Here is a 15,409-nt window from a genome sequence, read left to right as displayed (position 1 = left end):
TCAGGCTCCTTGGGTGGTGTGGGCGCCGCGGGGCTGGAATTGCGCAAAGGCCTGGGCGAAGGCACGGTAGGCCTGCTGCTGCGCGGCCGTGGTGGCCGGGGGCAGGGCCACGTGCAGCTCCAGGTACAGGTCGCCGGGCGTGGCGGCGGGAATGCCGCGCTCCTTCAGGCGCAGCTTGCGGCCGGGCTTCCAGTGGGGCGGCACGGTCACCTCCACCGTGGCGCCGCCGGGCGTCTGCACCTGGACGGCGCCGCCCAGCTCGGCCTCCCACGGCGCCAGGGTGACGGGTTGGTAGACGTCGCGGTCCTCGGTGCGCCAGCGTGCGTCGGTCTTGAAGCGCACCTCCAGGAACAGGTCGCCGGCGGGCGCGCCGCCCAGGCCTGGGCCGCCCTGGCCGCCCAGACGGATGAGCTGCCCCTCGCGCACGCCCTTGGGTATCGTCACCTGCAGCTGGCGCTCGGCGTTGACCAGGCGGCCGGCCTCGTCCAGCCGCGCGCCGTGCAGGGTCAGCGTGCGTTCGGCGCCGTGGTAGGCGTCGCGCAGGTCGAGTTCGATGCTGGCGTGGTGGTCGCTGCCGCGCTGCTGCGGCGGCGGGCCGCCACGGGGTGGGGCGCCTCGGCGCTGGGTGCGCTGGGCGTGGGCGGCGCGGCCGAAGAGTTGCTCGAAGAAGTCGCTGAACTCGGCGCCGTCCATGCCTTCGGCGCCCGGGGCGCCAGTGAACTCGAAGCCGGCGTCCCAGTTGGGCGGCGGGCGGAAGTCCTGGCCCGCGCGGTGCGGGGCCTCCCGGCCCAGGGCGTCGTAGGCGGCGCGCTTCTCGGGGTCCGAGAGCACGGCGTTGGCCTCGTTCACATCGGCCATGCGCGCGGCGGCGTCGGCCTCCTTGCTCACGTCCGGGTGGTATTTGCGCGCGAGCTTGCGGTAGGCCTTCTTGATGTCGGCGGCCGTGGCGTCGCGCTCAACGCCCAGGATCTGGTAGTAGTCCTTGAACTCCATGCGTCCTCCGTGCTTGGCGCCGGGCCTGGCAGGGCCGCGGCATCAATGGCAGAGGGTGGAGGCGATGGCGCCGCAGGTCAAGAGGTGGTAGTAGTTTGCTATTGTTTTAATAGCTAATTGCGCTTATCAGTCAAGCGCTATCGGTAGTTTTGTCTCGAATTTTGCGCGGTGGGTGGCGAAGAAGGCCTTGACGTTGCGCACGTTGGCATCCTGCGTGAACAGGCGCTGCGACAGCGCCAGGTAGCCCGGCATGTCGCGCGTGTGCACCACGAGCATGAAGTCCGGCCCCGGCGACACGCGCCAGCATTGCTGCACGCCGTCGTCGGCCACGGCGCGGGCCTCGAAGGCGGCCAGGTGTTCCGCGCCCTGGCGGTCCAGCGACACCTCCACGATGGCCGACAGCCCGTGGCCTTGCAGCGCGGCCAGCTTGTCCGGCTGCAGCAGCGCCACCTGGCGCTCAATCAGCCCAGACGCCTGCAGCCGCCGCACCCGGCGCAGGCAGGTGGGCGGCGAGACATGCACCCGCTCGGCCAGGGCCTGGTTGCTCAGCGAGGCATCGCGCTGCAGCAGGTCCAGCAACTGGAGGTCTATGCTGTCGATGGAGAAATCAGATTCCATTATTGAACTGAATGTGAATAAATATTCCGTCGATTGGAGTTTGTGAAATATTCAAACATTCATTCTATAAAAAAGATTGGAAATTTCTCTGATGGCTGCATAGCATCATGCCCATTCGTTGGCAGGAGGTATTTCTATGTGCGGCATCGTCGGCGCGGTATCCACGCGCAACATCGTTCCCATCCTGGTGCAGGGGCTGCAGCGGCTGGAATACCGCGGCTATGACTCCTGCGGCGTGGCCGTGCATGAGGCCAGCCTGGGCCAGCCGCCCACGGGCGGCCTGCGGCGCGCGCGCAGCACGGCGCGGGTGGCCGAGCTGCTGGAGCAGGTGGCCCACGAGCATCTGCAGGGCGCCACCGGGATCGCCCACACGCGCTGGGCCACGCACGGCGCGCCGGCGGTGCACAACGCCCATCCGCACTTCAGCCATGGCACCGGCGAGGCCCCGGCGGATGCGGCGCGCGCCGGCCGCGTGGCCCTGGTGCACAACGGCATCATCGAGAACCATGAGGAACTGCGCGCCGCCCTGCAGGCGCGCGGCTATGTGTTTTGCAGCCAGACGGACACCGAGGTCATCGCGCACCTGGTGGACAGCCTGTACGACGGCGACCTGTTCCAGGCCGTGCGCGCCGCCGCGGCCAGGCTGCATGGCGCTTTCGCCATCGCCGTGATCCACAAGGACGAGCCGCACCGCGTGGTGGGCGCGCGCGCGGGTTCGCCGCTGGTGTTGGGCGTGGGGGAGGGCGAGAACTTCCTGGCCAGCGATGCCATGGCCCTGGCGGGCGTCACCGACCAGATCGTGTACCTGGAGGAGGGCGACCTGGTGGACCTGCAACTGGGCCGCTACTGGATCGCCGGGGCCGATGGCCAGCCGCTTGACGCCGAGAGCCGCCCCGTGCGCACCGTGCACGCCCACAGCGGCGCGGCGGAACTGGGCCCGTACCGCCATTACATGCAAAAGGAAATCTTCGAGCAGCCGCGCGCCATCGCCGACACGCTGCAGGGCCTGCGGTGCATCGCGCCGGAGCTGTTCGACGGCGTGGGCCAGCACGGCCAGCCGGGCACCGCCGCCTGGCGCGTGTTCAAGGAGATCGACACGGTGCTCATCCTGGCCTGCGGCACCAGTTACTACAGCGGCTGCACGGCCAAGTACTGGCTGGAGGGCATTGCCGGCATCCCCACGCAGGTGGAGGTGGCCAGCGAATACCGCTACCGCACCAGCGTGCCCAACCCGCGCACGCTGGTGGTGACCATCAGCCAGTCCGGCGAAACGGCGGACACGCTGGCCGCCCTGCGCCACGCGCAGAGCCTGGGGATGAAGCACACCCTCACCATCTGCAATGTGGCCACCAGCGCCATGGTGCGGGAATGCCAACTGGCCTACATCACCCGCGCGGGGGTGGAGATCGGGGTGGCCTCCACCAAGGCGTTCACCACGCAGCTGGCGGGGCTGTTCCTGCTCACCCTGGCGCTGGCCCAGGCCAAGGGCCGGCTGAGCGAGGAGGACGAGGCGCGCTACCTCAAGGCCATGCGCCATCTGCCCGCGGCCCTGCAGGCGGTGCTGGCGCTGGAGCCGCAACTCATCAGCTGGGCCGAAGATTTTGCCAAGAAGGAGAACGCACTCTTTCTCGGCCGCGGCTTGCACTACCCGATTGCGCTGGAGGGTGCGCTCAAGCTCAAGGAAATCAGCTACATCCACGCCGAGGCCTATCCGGCCGGCGAACTCAAGCACGGCCCCCTGGCCTTGGTGACCAGCAGCATGCCCGTGGTCACCGTGGCCCCCAACGACACGCTGCTGGAAAAGCTCAAGAGCAACATGCAGGAAGTGCGCGCACGCGGCGGCGTGCTCTACGTACTGGCCGATGCCGACACGCATATCGACAGCAGCGAGGGCATCCACGTCATCCGCATGCCCGAGCATTACGGCGCACTGTCACCGCTGCTGCACGTCGTGCCGCTGCAACTGCTGGCCTACCACACGGCCTGTGCACGCGGCACGGACGTGGACAAACCGCGCAATCTGGCCAAGAGCGTGACGGTGGAGTAGTTTCCTGTCGGTCATGAAGATTGATATTCTGGGTAATTAAAGTCGTAAACACGCAAATAAAGTCGTAAACAAGCCTCATGCATTCATGCGGGTTTGCGGGGTGGCCATTTGTAACGGCAAAGTCGTAAACTCGAACTTGACGGGTAAAGACGACCTAGAAATACGAAGCAAACCGCAGCCCTGTTTGGGCTTGTTGCTATATAAAAAAGAGCGCTCAGTTTGAGCGCTCTTTTTCTTTGGTTTTTCTAGAAGTTCTTGCGGTCTAGCAGCCCCTAAACGCTCCCATGACCGCAAGAGGCTGATTACTGAAGTTCACCAACGACAGCTTCGCGGACTGTTAGTCCTGGACGGCGAGTCCAAGGGCAATGTCGTCGCGCGTCTTGCTAAGCCGCCAGCAGAACCCCAGACTTGCACGACCAGTAACCACAGAACCTACCTGCGCGCCTAACCGCAACTGGAGAATTAGCCCTTCCCGCTACCCAGGGCTTATGGCGCGCTCCAATATGTCCAGCCTTCCTTGACGCGGTTTCGCAATGTCTTCCAGTCCTCATTCGGCTGTGCCGCTGCCGTCCAGAACTCGCAGGCATCCCAAGTTTCGTGTGATGCGATGCGAGCACCAGACCGGCCGATGACTTGGTAGAGCGCTAGCTTCTCGAGCGTGTCCAGTCCGTCTCGAACACATCCACTTAGACGTTCAAGGGTCAGCCAAGATTCGTCGACGGCCTCGCTCGCACGGCGGACTAATTCGGGAAGTGATGCGATGTACGCGATGTCTGGGAGAACTCGCAGGACGAAGTCCCGGCTGTTCTCACACTTATTGAGCTTCGTTAGGGAAGGGTTAAAAACCTTCTCCATGGCCGTGAACGGCTTCCCGGCCATCCAAGCTTCGAGTAGCGGTAGAAGTCTCGGAATGGCAAATGCCCCTCGCTCCTCGGGCGTCGTCAGCGCAGTAAATTTGCTGCCGAACAAGGTTTCAAGCCCCTCCTGACGAGTCATCTCAATGAAGGCCCTCGGTTCCGACTTCAGCCAATCGAAGAGCCATCGAGTCCAACCGTTTACTGAAGTGTCACTCGGCGGTGTCTGGAGGTGTACTTCTAACGAGCGAAGCGTGGAAGCCTGAATGCCGAATTTCGCTGCGAGCACATTCGACCACTCGGAATCTTCATCAGGGTCTGCAAGCTTCTTCTTGGCCGCGATTGCCGCAGCTACGCGAGACTCCAGCCAACTCTGGTCACCGGAGAGATCTTTGATGTATGCGTTGAAGGTTCGAGCCAGTATTGCGCGAGACTTCGTCTCCGTCTCTTCATCCGATTCGCCGACAGGAAGGCGCCGGAGCAGATAGTCGGCTGCAACGTTCCCCTCCTCATGCGAGTGTATTGAGTCGAGAATCGGCGCGAGCGGGTCCTCAATTGCGAGGCATTGGTCTGATTGAGAGAAAATTTCCTTAAGGCTCGTCCAATGGTCATGGATGAGGCCGACCGAATCGTCGAAGAAGACCACTTGGCTTGGGATGACAAGAACGAACCCATACGAGCTCTCGCCAGCTCGTCCTGCTCTACCCGCTGCGTTCAGTAGCTCGTGGGCCTGCAGACGTTCGAGTTGGTTGTTTGCCGCATCGAAGCGGCTGTCGCCTGCAATCAGAACTATCTGACTAGGCAGATTCATTCCCTGCGCGAGCGTCGACGTCGCGGCCAAAACATGGATGCCGTCTTTGCGACGATACAGCGACTCGTGCAGATGCCGCTCCGCAGGTAGAAGCCGGGCGTGATGTGGTAGCGCCGATGAAGTCACTTCCTTCTTGGAGGATACTTCAACGTATAGGCTGTCTGCGCCTCCAACTTCTTGCAAGGCAAGGTCGAAGAGTTGATTCTCCTCAGTGCTCAACTGGATTGCGTTCTTGCCCAGTCGCTCCCTGGTGTACTCGGCAGTGCTGTTAGCGTTAACTGTCGTCTGGCAGAAGATGAGTGTCTTGAGCACCCTAGTGGAACTGTGGTCGACGGCGGCAGACCCAATGGCCGACGCAACGTTGTTCGCGTTGGGCGTCAGTTTCCAGTACTTGCTGAGCGCCAATTGAACAGGCCGGTCAAGCAAGGGAAGCAGTGCGTAGTCGACGCGGTTCGTCGTTTCCCAAGTCTGCTTCAGACCGAAGAAACCTTGTGGCCGAGCCAGCATCTGTCGCTTTGCTTTTTCAGGAGGCGCCTTGGTCGTTGCAGAGGCCTTCAATGACGTCGCGAGGGTCGTCATTGCATCAACCTCGGAGCGCGGATAAACCAGGCAGCCGCGCACCTGTCGAGTCGGCTTCCAACTCATGGAGAGTGCAAGACACTGCCGATTCATGACGCTCTGGAGCCATCCAGCAATTTGAGTTGCATTGCTCATCATGGCCGACAGCATCAGCATGTCGGCCTTCGGAGCTAGCTCGACAGCATTGAGCACGCAGAGCATGGAATCGACGGCACGTTTCCCACGCTCCGCGTCGATGGCATGCAGTAGATGGCATTCGTCAAAGACGATGAGGCCAGCTCAAGGGCGGCAACCACGTTTGAGTCAAACTCGCCCGCGGCACGTCTTGCCGGGTCGCAGCCGAGCGCCCAGACCAGGTGCTTCAGTACACGCGACTTGCCTGTGCCGTTACTTCCCGCCAGCAGGTTGCGTCGAGGGTGAAACTTCAGCTGCCTCGCGCTCGCGTCTCTTTCGGACAGCAGCCAAAGCTCGTTGAATACCACGATGGGGCTCATGATGCTGCCTCAAGTTGCGAACCAGGCGCAGCAGTTGAAAGGTGTCGGAGTGGTTGTGCATTTTTGAGAGTCATCGCCATCAGGCAGTAGAGGAAGCCATCGGAATACAGGTGTGAGTCCCGAACCTTCATCGCGCGGAGGTCCGCCAGCCACGCCGGCAGTCGAGCCTTGAGGTTTCCGTTCGCCTTGTATTGGTTGTTCTTGACGTATAGGTCGACCAGTGCTCGGGCAGTGAGCCAAACCACGCTGGCGCGATTGGTGACTTCCGCGCAAGCGGTGTTCACCGCAGCCTCCATCTCCTGGACTATCTCGTAATCAGCTGCCTCGGCGTTCAGCCGCGCGATGACCTGCGCGACCAGGTCTTGCGTTCGGACGTGGGTGTCGTTGGCCGCAGCGAAGTACTGCGTCACATCAGCTCTCGTAACTGCGCGCTCAAGCAAGCCGGGGAAGTCCTTGGCGTAGGCTCGTTTGCCGGCTCGCTGCTGCACGTACGACGCCACGAGACAGATGGCAATGAACGGGGCATTGACCTGCGGCTCAATTTTCTTGAGCTGACACAGCTCCACCAACTCGCCAATGGCAAACTTGTGGGCCTCCTCAGTGGGGCAGTTGGTCACTGTCAAGCGGAATCCATCAAGGGTAATCGCTTCGTTCTCGGGAACTTCGAGCTGCTTGCGAAAAGCTTCCTGGACCTTGGCGACCGATGCGGCCGGCAAGTCGCATAGCTCAACTGCGGTCATCGTTTCGTTTTGGTCATCGTCCCCGACTCCAACGTAGAACGGTGCGTTCGAAGCGAAGACGAGTTCCGGAGGCGGCGTGAGCGCGGAAAAGCGCTGGCGGTGGAAGTACAGCTTGGCCAGCGTGGACTGTCCCGACTTACGCGGACGAACGGCTGGCCGGCGCTTTGGTGCGGCCGGAGCGTCTGTCTCGTCTATGGTGGCCTGCACTACTTTTGCCGGAGGTGCCGGTGGTGGAGCCAGCAGTCCAGTCAAGGTCCAGTGGTGCGTCGACTCGTTTTTCTTGAGCTGGATAAACGTGACGCGCGTGGGCTGCTTGGACGAATTGAGAACGGCGATGTCCTCCTGCCATTCAAGTACTACGGCGTAGTCCTCGCCGGTCGCATGTGCCTTCAGTGTCTCAAGCACGGCTTGCCACACCTGAAAGCTGAACCCACGGACAGCATGCTGTCCTCCAGTCTCGTCTCCGCTCCTGTCTTTGAACAAGGTGAGGACGTCGTGAAGGCTCGGTTCCCCGCCTGAGCTCGCGTTTTTCATGGATAAAGCTTACAACAATTGGTAACGCAGTCTGTAGGTGGTGCGAAGTAGCTACCTGCAAACGTATACGCGGCTACGGAAGTCAGACCTGGTCCGCTTGCGGTGCCGTGCGCCGACAACTATGCGGCGGGACCTGTCGACTGCATGACCTCGTGTTGATCGTCTGGTCTTGTGCTGCTTGTTTCGAGCCTGGACTGACTCCTGTGGGTCGATTGCTGGCCGACGCGAACGACCGCTGACGGGGCTCTCAGATTTGTCGCGCTGATGCATTGAATCAGCCGTCAGGCAACAGACCGCTCACGCTGCATTGCCGCCACCGGCGTCAATCGATAGCGACGACCGCTAGCAGTGTCTGCTCGGGAGGGAAGCACCTTGCGTTGCCGCCTGGCTCGGCATAGCCTCCCGCGATGCCAGAACCGGACAGGCTTTTCCCGGAGTACCAGCTGCTGTCCTGGCTGCGTGATGAGACGTTTTTCAGTCTCGTTAGCCGTCTTCACCAGCTTTGGGGGCACGTCACATCTGCCCAAACGTGCCAACTGATCTTCGGCAGCGCACGTGCCGGGACCCACCATGATTTACCCAACAGTCTTGGTGCCTTCGCTCGGCGCACGAACGCGTTGCTTGGCGAAGTCGACTACATAGCGAGAGAGCGGACGCTGCTCAAGTTCTACGCAGCCTTTGCTCCGCCGAGCGAGGCAGAAAACGCAGTCGCATGTATGACCAGTGCCAGTGTGGCCCATCTGAAGCTGCGCCTTGGCATCCTGACAAGCCGCTTTCGCGCCAATCATCCCCTCAAAGCCTGCCCGCAATGCATGGAGCAGGACCTCCGGGAGGCTGGATGGGCTTATTGGCATTTGAGGCACCAGTTCCCGGGTGTGTGGATGTGTACAACACACAAACGACCACTGCTGCAATCTGCCCTCAAAGCCAATGGAGTTGAGCGCTTCCAATGGCTTTTGCCTCGCTTGAGCGATTTGAGTCCCGCTAGCGTGGAGCCCGACGAGACAGCTTTGTGCTCCGTCTTACTGAGCCTTGCCGAACTTATTGAGCATCTTGTGCAGTCAGCGGAGCGTCAACCGCTGCTGTTGAGAAAACTGCACGGGGTCTACCGTCAGGAGCTGCGTGCCCGCGGTTGGATTGCTGGTGTTGCCAGCTTACGTACTGGACAGATTGCAACGGCCTTTCTCGACTACTGCGAACCGCTCAGGCGTATTACGGAGTTCGCTGCGCTGGCCGAAGACAAGGAGGGGATAGCAACGCAACTGGGCCGATTGCTGAGGCCGCCTCGCTCGGGCTCCCATCCACTCAGGCACCTGCTGCTCATCCATTGGCTGTTTGGCGACGCCCAACGATTTGATTTCGCAATACATTCTGAGGGCGCCCACAACCACCCGCACACCAAGGACGATGCTCCGGCCGCATTGCCCGTTGTTGACCCGCGAGTTGCCCGTCTATGTAGACTCATTCAGGAGGAGGGGCAATCTGTGCGCAAGGCGGCGGGTTTGGTTGGCGTCGATCCGCAAACAGCGCTCGTGTGGGCGGCAAAGGCTGGAATAGCGATATCACGTCGTCCACAGAAGCTGTCTCCAGATGTGCGTGCCAAAGCAATCCGGGACCTGCGCAGAGGGATTGACAAAGAACAAGTGGCATCTCGAGCCGAAGTCTCCGTCGGAACTATCACCCGCTTACTGCTCAGCGACACAAAGCTGCATGCAGACTGGTCTGAGGCACGAAGCGCAAAAGCGAGAGCCCGTTCGCGAGCGCGGTGGCTTCAAATGTTGCAGTCCTCGGGAAGTCTCGGGATCAAATGGATGCGCCAACTGGACCCGCGCACCTACACCTGGCTCTATCGAAACGACCGTGCCTGGCTAGATGCTCACAAGCCGGATCCGCTGCCTGAATCGCAGCGTTCAAGGCCCCCTGCGGTTGATTGGGAGGCCAGAGACGAGCAACTACGCGGCTTGGTGCGTGAAGCAGCGTTGCGTCTCATGGAGGAGCGGGGCGTGCGGCGCATCCATTTCTGGCAGTTGTGCCAGCAAATACCAGACCTCCGGGCAAAGCAGGCTTCTCTGCATCGGTTGCCTCGCACATTTGAGGCCATCCAGACGGCTCTGACTGCGCATTTGCCGTCTCGGGACCTTTTTAGCTGACGCCTGTCGAGGTCGACCGCATTTCGATGTTGATATGCATATATGCAATAGGTTATTCTTAATGCATGATGGAATTCGAGATGAAGGCGCGCGCAGCCAACGCGCGCCGTATCTGCTCAGCGCATGGAATTGCCCAGGCCGATATCGCCGCCCATGTGGGAGCCAGTCAATCTCAAGTCAGCCGCATCCTCAAGGGGGAGGGCAGCAGGGCTTCCCGCTTGTTTGAGGAAGTATGCCTTTTCGTTGAGCGCTTCGAGGGTGGGGTCAGCGCCGATGCTGTACGCAGCAACCACGACTTGATTGAGGCACTTCAAGCGACTTGGGATGGTTCTGCGTCAGATGCCAAAGCCTTGGCGGCTGTCATCCGTTCACTTGCTGTCCTAAAACATTCGATACCTGGTTCCCCATCTCGAGGAGAGCGTTCATGACAATGCTCGTGCAGCCTGCGCCATTGCCGGAAGAGTTGGATCGCGGATATCTAGGCCGGATCATGAGAGTCAATGGCTACCAGCATCTAAAGGAAATGACGGACGCCATGGCAGAGCACTTTGGACATGCAGGATCGAGCAGACGTGAACTGACCGTCCATGCATTACTGAGTGGGATGGCAGGAATGTCCGAAGTTCAATTTGCACAGCGGCACACCACTTTGCCGTTACGACGAGGGATCACCTCGTATCACCCTGAGGTTGCCCATGGAAGTGAGGGGGAGGGCACGGCACTCAACTACACAGCGATGCAGAAGACGTACCACGCAGCGTACTTCTGCAAAGACTGTGTGACTGCTGACATCCATTTTCATGGGGTTAGCTATTGGCGCCGGGATCACCAAATCCCAGGGCAGCTATGGTGTCCGAAGCACAGGATACCGTTGTCTTTCGTTTCCACTGGGGATCCACTTCTGCACTCGCCAACTCAGTTCGTCGGAAGCGGTGAATCAATCCCATACGTGTGGGCAGAGGAGGCATTACAGAACGGATATGTGCAAAGGTTCCTCGATCTGGCGGCCACTTTTTACGATCAACCAAAGCCCTTCAGTGTCGCGTTAGTTGTCCCCATGTTGAATGACCTTGGCCGGTCGCTCGGGTTTAAGACCAATCCTGGGCAGAGTAAGGGCGATTTGATCAGCGATCGACTATGTGATTTGTTTCCTCATCATTGGCTCGATGCGGTATTCCATGGAATTCTGGAAAAGGAGCCAGGCACCTTCCTACACCAGATCGACGGGGTGATGTACTTAAGAACTTCGGCGTCTTCCGTGACGGCATATCTGTTGGTATTGACTGTGCTGTTCGGGAGTGCCGACGAAGCGATTAACGCGCTATTGAACGCCTGCAGTGATGCTGAGAAGCGAGCAGTACGCCGTTCTCGACGAGTACACAACTTACCTGACGACAATACCTTGATTGACCTCTACGTCGAGGCTCTCGGCGTGCATAGCGAAGTGATGAAGAAACTGGAGTTTCCCGCGCACACGGTGAGAAAGGCGCTTCTCGGCTTGGGCCTTCCAACTCTTTCCGATGCGGATGATCCTGAGGCGATCGGTCGTGTTGTCGGCTTGAGAGCCTTCTACCTTCGGCGGCTTTCTTTTTCTGCGAGTGCAGAAGTTGCTGGGCTGTCTGAGCGAAAGTTCGAGGGATTGATTCGGATGTGCGGCCCCAATTTGCCTAAATGCTTAAAGAGGATGAATCCCAAAAACAGCGTACGGCCCCGTGCTCGAAGAGCAAAGCAGGTTTTGTCAGTGCAATTGGCGGCGAAAGTGGAACCTGTTCAGTGAACGGGCCCACCTTGCAGCTAACTCTGTTGACTCTCAGTTGCTTGTGACTGGACCCCAGAACTGACCCCAGAAGCTGTGGTCCCGGGTAATCAGGTCTTCGTACCGTCCCATCCGCTTGGGATCTTGGCTGCGCAGTGCGTCGACCGCCGGTCCCACAGGAGCGAGATAGGTATCCGCTGCGACGCGGAAATCGTTGAGCCGCAAATCGTCTTCTTTGCGCTCAAATGCCACTCGATGGGCGGCCACCCATAAAGCGATGATCAACCGTTGGACACCCGCCGTTTTTTCCATGATGACCACAGCCAGTTCATCCGAAATCGGTATTGGTCGCGCGACATACTGGTACACACCCAGCCTCGGCAGGAATTGCTGTCGAAAAACCGGGTCTTCAACATCGGTAAAGTGTTTGAACGGGTGATACCCCGAGGTGACAATGCGTTCGGCGTTGCTCAATCGCTTGGTCAACGCACTGATCCCATCGGGTGTGCCCGATACCAGCAAGGGTATTTGCCACGTGTTCATCAATGTGAGGATCCATTTGATGCACTGATCTTCCACAATGCTGAGCTCTGGAGGTTCCTCCCCGACCTTGCGCCGTCTACGTCGATCCAGTGTTGAGAGCTTGAAGAAATTCTGGATCTCATCGAGATGCAGCAAGCCCAGAAAATGGGTCGATGCCACTTGTCGCCATTCCTCGAGCATCTGCATCCCATTGCGCCACTCTCCCGACAGTGTCTTGTCGAACCGGGTGCTACCGGTGACCTTTTTCCATGCAGTCATCAGTGCGGCTGCGAGATCTGTTGCTTTGCCACTGGCAGGGACATCCAGTGAAAGCCAAACTACCTGTTGCAAGCCGTTAGTCATCCGAAAAAATGACGGATGCTTGATGACTTGCTGGGGATACCTACCTAGGCACCTTCTGATCGCTTGTGTCTTTCCCGAACCTGATACTCCCTCCACCGCAGCTCCGAAGGCCGGGGCATTCAACGGTAGCTGGAATTGAACAGGTTCACCGCTGATCTTGCTCCAGGTGCTCGCAGATGAGGGGTGCAAATGGTGGTAGTTCTGCCTGATCATCATGTCGATGGATTCGAACAGTTGAAGCCCTTCAATGCTCGGAATGTGTAAGTTGCGTACATCCATCAACATGTGCAGTCGTAGGTGACGCGGAATGCTTCCAATATCCTTAGGAGGTCGCTTTGGAAGCACTACTAGTGAACTCGCAGCTTCCTGCCGCGAGAGGATTGGACCAAGCCCTTGGACCAAGATGTTGTCAGCGTACGGGTCGTGTGGGGGGGCAGGTTTAGAGGTCATTTGCCACCTCCCTATCCTTTGCCGCAAAGATGTCTTCCATCATGCTGAGATGGTTTTCGCTGACCGCTGCGCGGTCTTTTCGTGTGCCACGGTATTCACAGTGCAACATCTGGGCAGCGATTTCATTTTCCATGGCACGGGCCTCCGTGATCGTCGGTGCTCGGCCTCTGGCCCGATCAAGAGCTATCCGGGTCTGTTCAATCGATTGCTGGCGGATGGCATCCATGCGCTTCAAACCAAGTACCGCGGCAGACACTCGTTCGTGCTCAATGTCGGCGGCCTTGATCTGTTGAAAGGCAATTGCGTCAGCCATATCGTCGTAGTTGATTTCGGGCGAAGCATTTGCATGGTCGGCTATCTTCAGGTCGATAAGGCCATCGCCGGAAACATTAGGTATCCAAATGGTCGACACTGATCCTGGGTAGTAATGGGCTGGAATTTCCCACCCACCAGAGGATCTAGCGATGGTGGACCAATGTTCCGTCTCCAAAAATGGAGATTCGTAATAGTTTCCGCGGAACCGAATACCGCGCGAGGTGACACGAGCTTCGCGAGCTGGCAGTAGTTGGGTCACCAGCTCTGCGGGCGCGGCTGCACGCAAGTAACCTAGGCCCATGGCGTGGCCCCAACTCCAGAGTCCTGCCGGGCTGGGGAACACTCCTGCGGCGGCCATATGAGCGTCAAGTCGATGTGAGCGATTCGCGCTGAGGTTGTAGACAAAGAACGATTCGTGCAGGTACTGGGTGTACTGGCGGACATTCATAGTCGCGGCGGCTGGGTTGGAGCGCCGAAGGTCGTATTCCACACGTCGAGCGTCCATTGCCCCAGGTAGGAAGTTGTACTGAGTGTTCTTCACAATGCGATGGAGGACCTCCACGATGCCCTTCAGGTCGGGGCGGAATGGCGGCGTGTACTGCATATCTCCAATTAGTTTCATACCCGTCGCCTTGGCACGTTTGGAGAGGTATTCGCCGCGATCACACAGAAGACGCGCCGGAAGCGTGGGGGATGGAAATAATGACTGGCGCATCTCGTAGCCCCAGAGGTTGCTTAACAACGCTGGCGATGCCGTTGTGTTGAAAAGGCTCACCTGTGCCGTGTCCCAGCTGGGTCCAGTCAGGCATACATAGAAACCGACGATTGCCGTGGACCAAACATCGACAATGATGTAGACAATCGGTCGCCCAATGATCCACTCAGGGTTTACCGCCGATCTCAGATAGATGTCACCGATTGTGCTGTCGATGGCGTACAAAAGGCCGGGCCCAGGGGAACCCTGCCAACTGCAACTGACCATGCCGCGCAGAGAGCGCTTAAAGTGGCCTTTGCTTGTCTTTTGAAGAATTTTTTCTAGCGCGCTGGTCTCGACAGTGAGAATCCGTTTGACCTGCTGGTAGTTTGGGTACTCACCGTGCTTGAGTTCCACTTCCGCGATTTTCCCAGCATCGTCGTAGCGCATTGCTTTAACAAACCCGCTTGCGATAATCTCTCCATAACGCCTGCGCATCGATGGCTTAGGAGCTGGTATGCGCTTGTCGGCCACGATGATCTTGGCGCGCCAGTCTGCATTCATTCCGGGCTGAATAGGTTCACCCCAAGAGCCGTATGCTTGTTTGTTAATCCTTTGCTTCAGCGTCTTACGTCCGACCTTGTTCTGGCGCCCATCCTCGCCAAGGTCGCGCGGCTTGCCTTTCGCGCCGCAAAGATCCCATCGCGGTCGCAGACTTGTAGAGGTCAAACCAAACCTGCATAGCAATGACCAAAGGTTGTAGACAAGGCCTCGACTAGCCTTGTGCTTGATCATCGCGTTTCGAACCATACGGCCTAGATTGCCATGCACTAGCAGTTCCTCCTTGAGCTTTTCCTGGTCGAGAAACTCGCTCATTACATTGCATCGTTGCTCGAATCTTTCAGCTGTATTGGGATCTGTAAGAGGTAGGTAGTAGGTCGATGCGAGCTCCAGGGCTACAGGCATCAACTCGTGGGCTTCGTGGAGCTCAAGGAGGGCCTGCCGAGGCACGCTCAATAGCTGACCCACCAACGGCGTTTTGACAATCCTTTTCGACCGCTTGGTTTTCTCTAGCCGCGTGCGCCCGCCTCTTTTGTTTTCAGGAAGGTGCGAAGGGGCGAACTGTGAGCAGTAGACGACATTGATCTCGGGGGCATCAATTACGATTCGTATGCGCGCGGCGAACCCATGTTGACCGCTGTCGGCGGCCGTGGCTGAAGATCAGATGGCGTCGGGCTTCCAGCGATGCGGTAGCAGTTCCTCGATCTGACTGGCCTTGTGCGTGGGCAGCCGTGTGAGGACGTCCTTGAGGTAGGCGTAGGGATCGTGCCCGTTCATGCGCGCTGACTGGATCAGGCTCATGACGGCTGCCGCCCGCTGACCAGCGCGCAGGCTCCCGGCAAACAGCCAGTTCGATCTTCCGAGAGCGATGGGCCGGATCTGGTTCTCGATCCAGTTGTTGTCAATCGGCAGCTGCCCGTCATCGACG

12 protein-coding genes are annotated in these 15,409 nt (G+C 59.3%); 4 read left to right on the top strand and 8 right to left on the bottom strand.

All coding sequences use genetic code 11. The features are described 5' to 3' along the window. Together BP68_RS17125 and BP68_RS17120 are read right to left on the bottom strand one after the other, a co-directional pair. Positions 1 to 993, bottom strand: a complete 993-nt coding sequence (locus BP68_RS17125; RefSeq protein ID WP_496373992.1) for a DnaJ C-terminal domain-containing protein — start codon at positions 991 to 993, stop codon at positions 1 to 3. Between the two features lie 126 nt (positions 994 to 1,119). Next, positions 1,120 to 1,611, bottom strand: coding sequence for an Lrp/AsnC family transcriptional regulator (locus tag BP68_RS17120; protein ID WP_496373990.1), 492 nt, complete (start codon positions 1,609 to 1,611; stop codon positions 1,120 to 1,122). A 136-nt stretch (positions 1,612 to 1,747) separates the two neighbouring features. Between BP68_RS17120 and glmS the strand changes: the two genes are divergently transcribed. Further along, the gene (gene glmS, locus BP68_RS17115; protein ID WP_496373988.1) at positions 1,748 to 3,658 is read left to right on the top strand and encodes a glutamine--fructose-6-phosphate transaminase (isomerizing); all 1,911 of its coding nucleotides are present in this window, start codon (positions 1,748 to 1,750) and stop codon (positions 3,656 to 3,658) included. A 486-nt stretch (positions 3,659 to 4,144) separates the two neighbouring features. Here glmS and BP68_RS17110 read toward each other — a convergent pair whose 3' ends face one another. The 3 genes from BP68_RS17110 to BP68_RS17100 are packed head-to-tail and all read right to left on the bottom strand — an operon-like array spanning position 4,145 to position 7,670. Next, the gene (locus BP68_RS17110) at positions 4,145 to 6,103 is read right to left on the bottom strand and encodes a P-loop NTPase family protein (RefSeq protein ID WP_496373986.1); all 1,959 of its coding nucleotides are present in this window, start codon (positions 6,101 to 6,103) and stop codon (positions 4,145 to 4,147) included. After that, positions 6,073 to 6,396: a hypothetical protein gene (locus tag BP68_RS17105; protein ID WP_496373984.1), complete on the bottom strand. Its 324-nt coding sequence runs from the start codon at positions 6,394 to 6,396 to the stop codon at positions 6,073 to 6,075. Before BP68_RS17105 ends, BP68_RS17110 begins: the two co-directional genes overlap by 31 nt. Continuing rightward, positions 6,393 to 7,670 carry a dsDNA nuclease domain-containing protein gene (locus BP68_RS17100; RefSeq protein WP_496373981.1) on the bottom strand — a complete coding sequence of 426 codons (1,278 nt, stop codon included), beginning with the start codon at positions 7,668 to 7,670 and terminating at the stop codon, positions 6,393 to 6,395. The genes BP68_RS17105 and BP68_RS17100 overlap by 4 nt, the downstream gene beginning before the upstream one ends. Positions 7,671 to 8,077: 407 nt before the next feature. Between BP68_RS17100 and BP68_RS17095 the strand changes: the two genes are divergently transcribed. The 3 genes from BP68_RS17095 (at position 8,078) to BP68_RS17085 (ending at position 11,597) form a co-directional block, all read left to right on the top strand. Continuing rightward, a complete protein-coding gene (locus tag BP68_RS17095; protein WP_496373979.1) occupies positions 8,078 to 9,820 on the top strand; it encodes a TnsD family Tn7-like transposition protein in 1,743 nt (580 codons plus the stop codon). A gap of 65 nt (positions 9,821 to 9,885) precedes the next feature. Continuing rightward, positions 9,886 to 10,248, top strand: a complete 363-nt coding sequence (locus tag BP68_RS17090) for a helix-turn-helix domain-containing protein (RefSeq protein WP_496373977.1) — start codon at positions 9,886 to 9,888, stop codon at positions 10,246 to 10,248. Continuing rightward, entirely contained in the window at positions 10,245 to 11,597 is a 1,353-nt protein-coding gene (locus BP68_RS17085) for a TniQ family protein (protein WP_496373975.1), read from the top strand. The genes BP68_RS17090 and BP68_RS17085 overlap by 4 nt, the downstream gene beginning before the upstream one ends. Before the next feature lie 33 nt (positions 11,598 to 11,630). On the opposite strand, the gene BP68_RS17080 is transcribed toward BP68_RS17085, so the two are convergent. The 3 genes from BP68_RS17080 to BP68_RS17070 form a co-directional block, all read right to left on the bottom strand. After that, complete coding sequence (locus tag BP68_RS17080) at positions 11,631 to 12,746, bottom strand: AAA family ATPase (protein ID WP_496373973.1); 1,116 nt, start codon at positions 12,744 to 12,746, stop codon at positions 11,631 to 11,633. 154 nt (positions 12,747 to 12,900) lie between these two features. Then, positions 12,901 to 14,796: a TnsB C-terminal domain-containing protein gene (locus tag BP68_RS17075; protein ID WP_496373971.1), complete on the bottom strand. Its 1,896-nt coding sequence runs from the start codon at positions 14,794 to 14,796 to the stop codon at positions 12,901 to 12,903. A 345-nt stretch (positions 14,797 to 15,141) separates the two neighbouring features. Next, positions 15,142 to 15,409: transposase domain-containing protein (locus BP68_RS17070; RefSeq protein WP_496373969.1), on the bottom strand; the 268-nt coding region annotated here is incomplete at its 5' end.

The organism is Diaphorobacter oryzae DSM 22780, assembly GCF_059568935.1.
This window is presented reverse-complemented; position numbering and strand designations above follow the sequence as displayed.

Excerpts from the sequence above, each read along its gene's own strand:
- BP68_RS17125 (WP_496373992.1), bottom strand. The coding sequence starts at position 993 with ATGGAGTTCAAGGACTACTACCAGATCCTGGGCGTTGAGCGCGACGCC.
- BP68_RS17120 (WP_496373990.1), bottom strand. The coding sequence starts at position 1,611 with ATGGAATCTGATTTCTCCATCGACAGCATAGACCTCCAGTTGCTGGAC.
- glmS (WP_496373988.1), top strand. The coding sequence starts at position 1,748 with ATGTGCGGCATCGTCGGCGCGGTATCCACGCGCAACATCGTTCCCATC.
- BP68_RS17110 (WP_496373986.1), bottom strand. The coding sequence starts at position 6,103 with ATGCTCTGCGTGCTCAATGCTGTCGAGCTAGCTCCGAAGGCCGACATG.
- BP68_RS17105 (WP_496373984.1), bottom strand. The coding sequence starts at position 6,396 with ATGAGCCCCATCGTGGTATTCAACGAGCTTTGGCTGCTGTCCGAAAGA.
- BP68_RS17100 (WP_496373981.1), bottom strand. The coding sequence starts at position 7,670 with ATGAAAAACGCGAGCTCAGGCGGGGAACCGAGCCTTCACGACGTCCTC.
- BP68_RS17095 (WP_496373979.1), top strand. The coding sequence starts at position 8,078 with ATGCCAGAACCGGACAGGCTTTTCCCGGAGTACCAGCTGCTGTCCTGG.
- BP68_RS17090 (WP_496373977.1), top strand. The coding sequence starts at position 9,886 with ATGATGGAATTCGAGATGAAGGCGCGCGCAGCCAACGCGCGCCGTATC.
- BP68_RS17085 (WP_496373975.1), top strand. The coding sequence starts at position 10,245 with ATGACAATGCTCGTGCAGCCTGCGCCATTGCCGGAAGAGTTGGATCGC.
- BP68_RS17080 (WP_496373973.1), bottom strand. The coding sequence starts at position 12,746 with ATGTTGATGGATGTACGCAACTTACACATTCCGAGCATTGAAGGGCTT.
- BP68_RS17075 (WP_496373971.1), bottom strand. The coding sequence starts at position 14,796 with ATGAGCGAGTTTCTCGACCAGGAAAAGCTCAAGGAGGAACTGCTAGTG.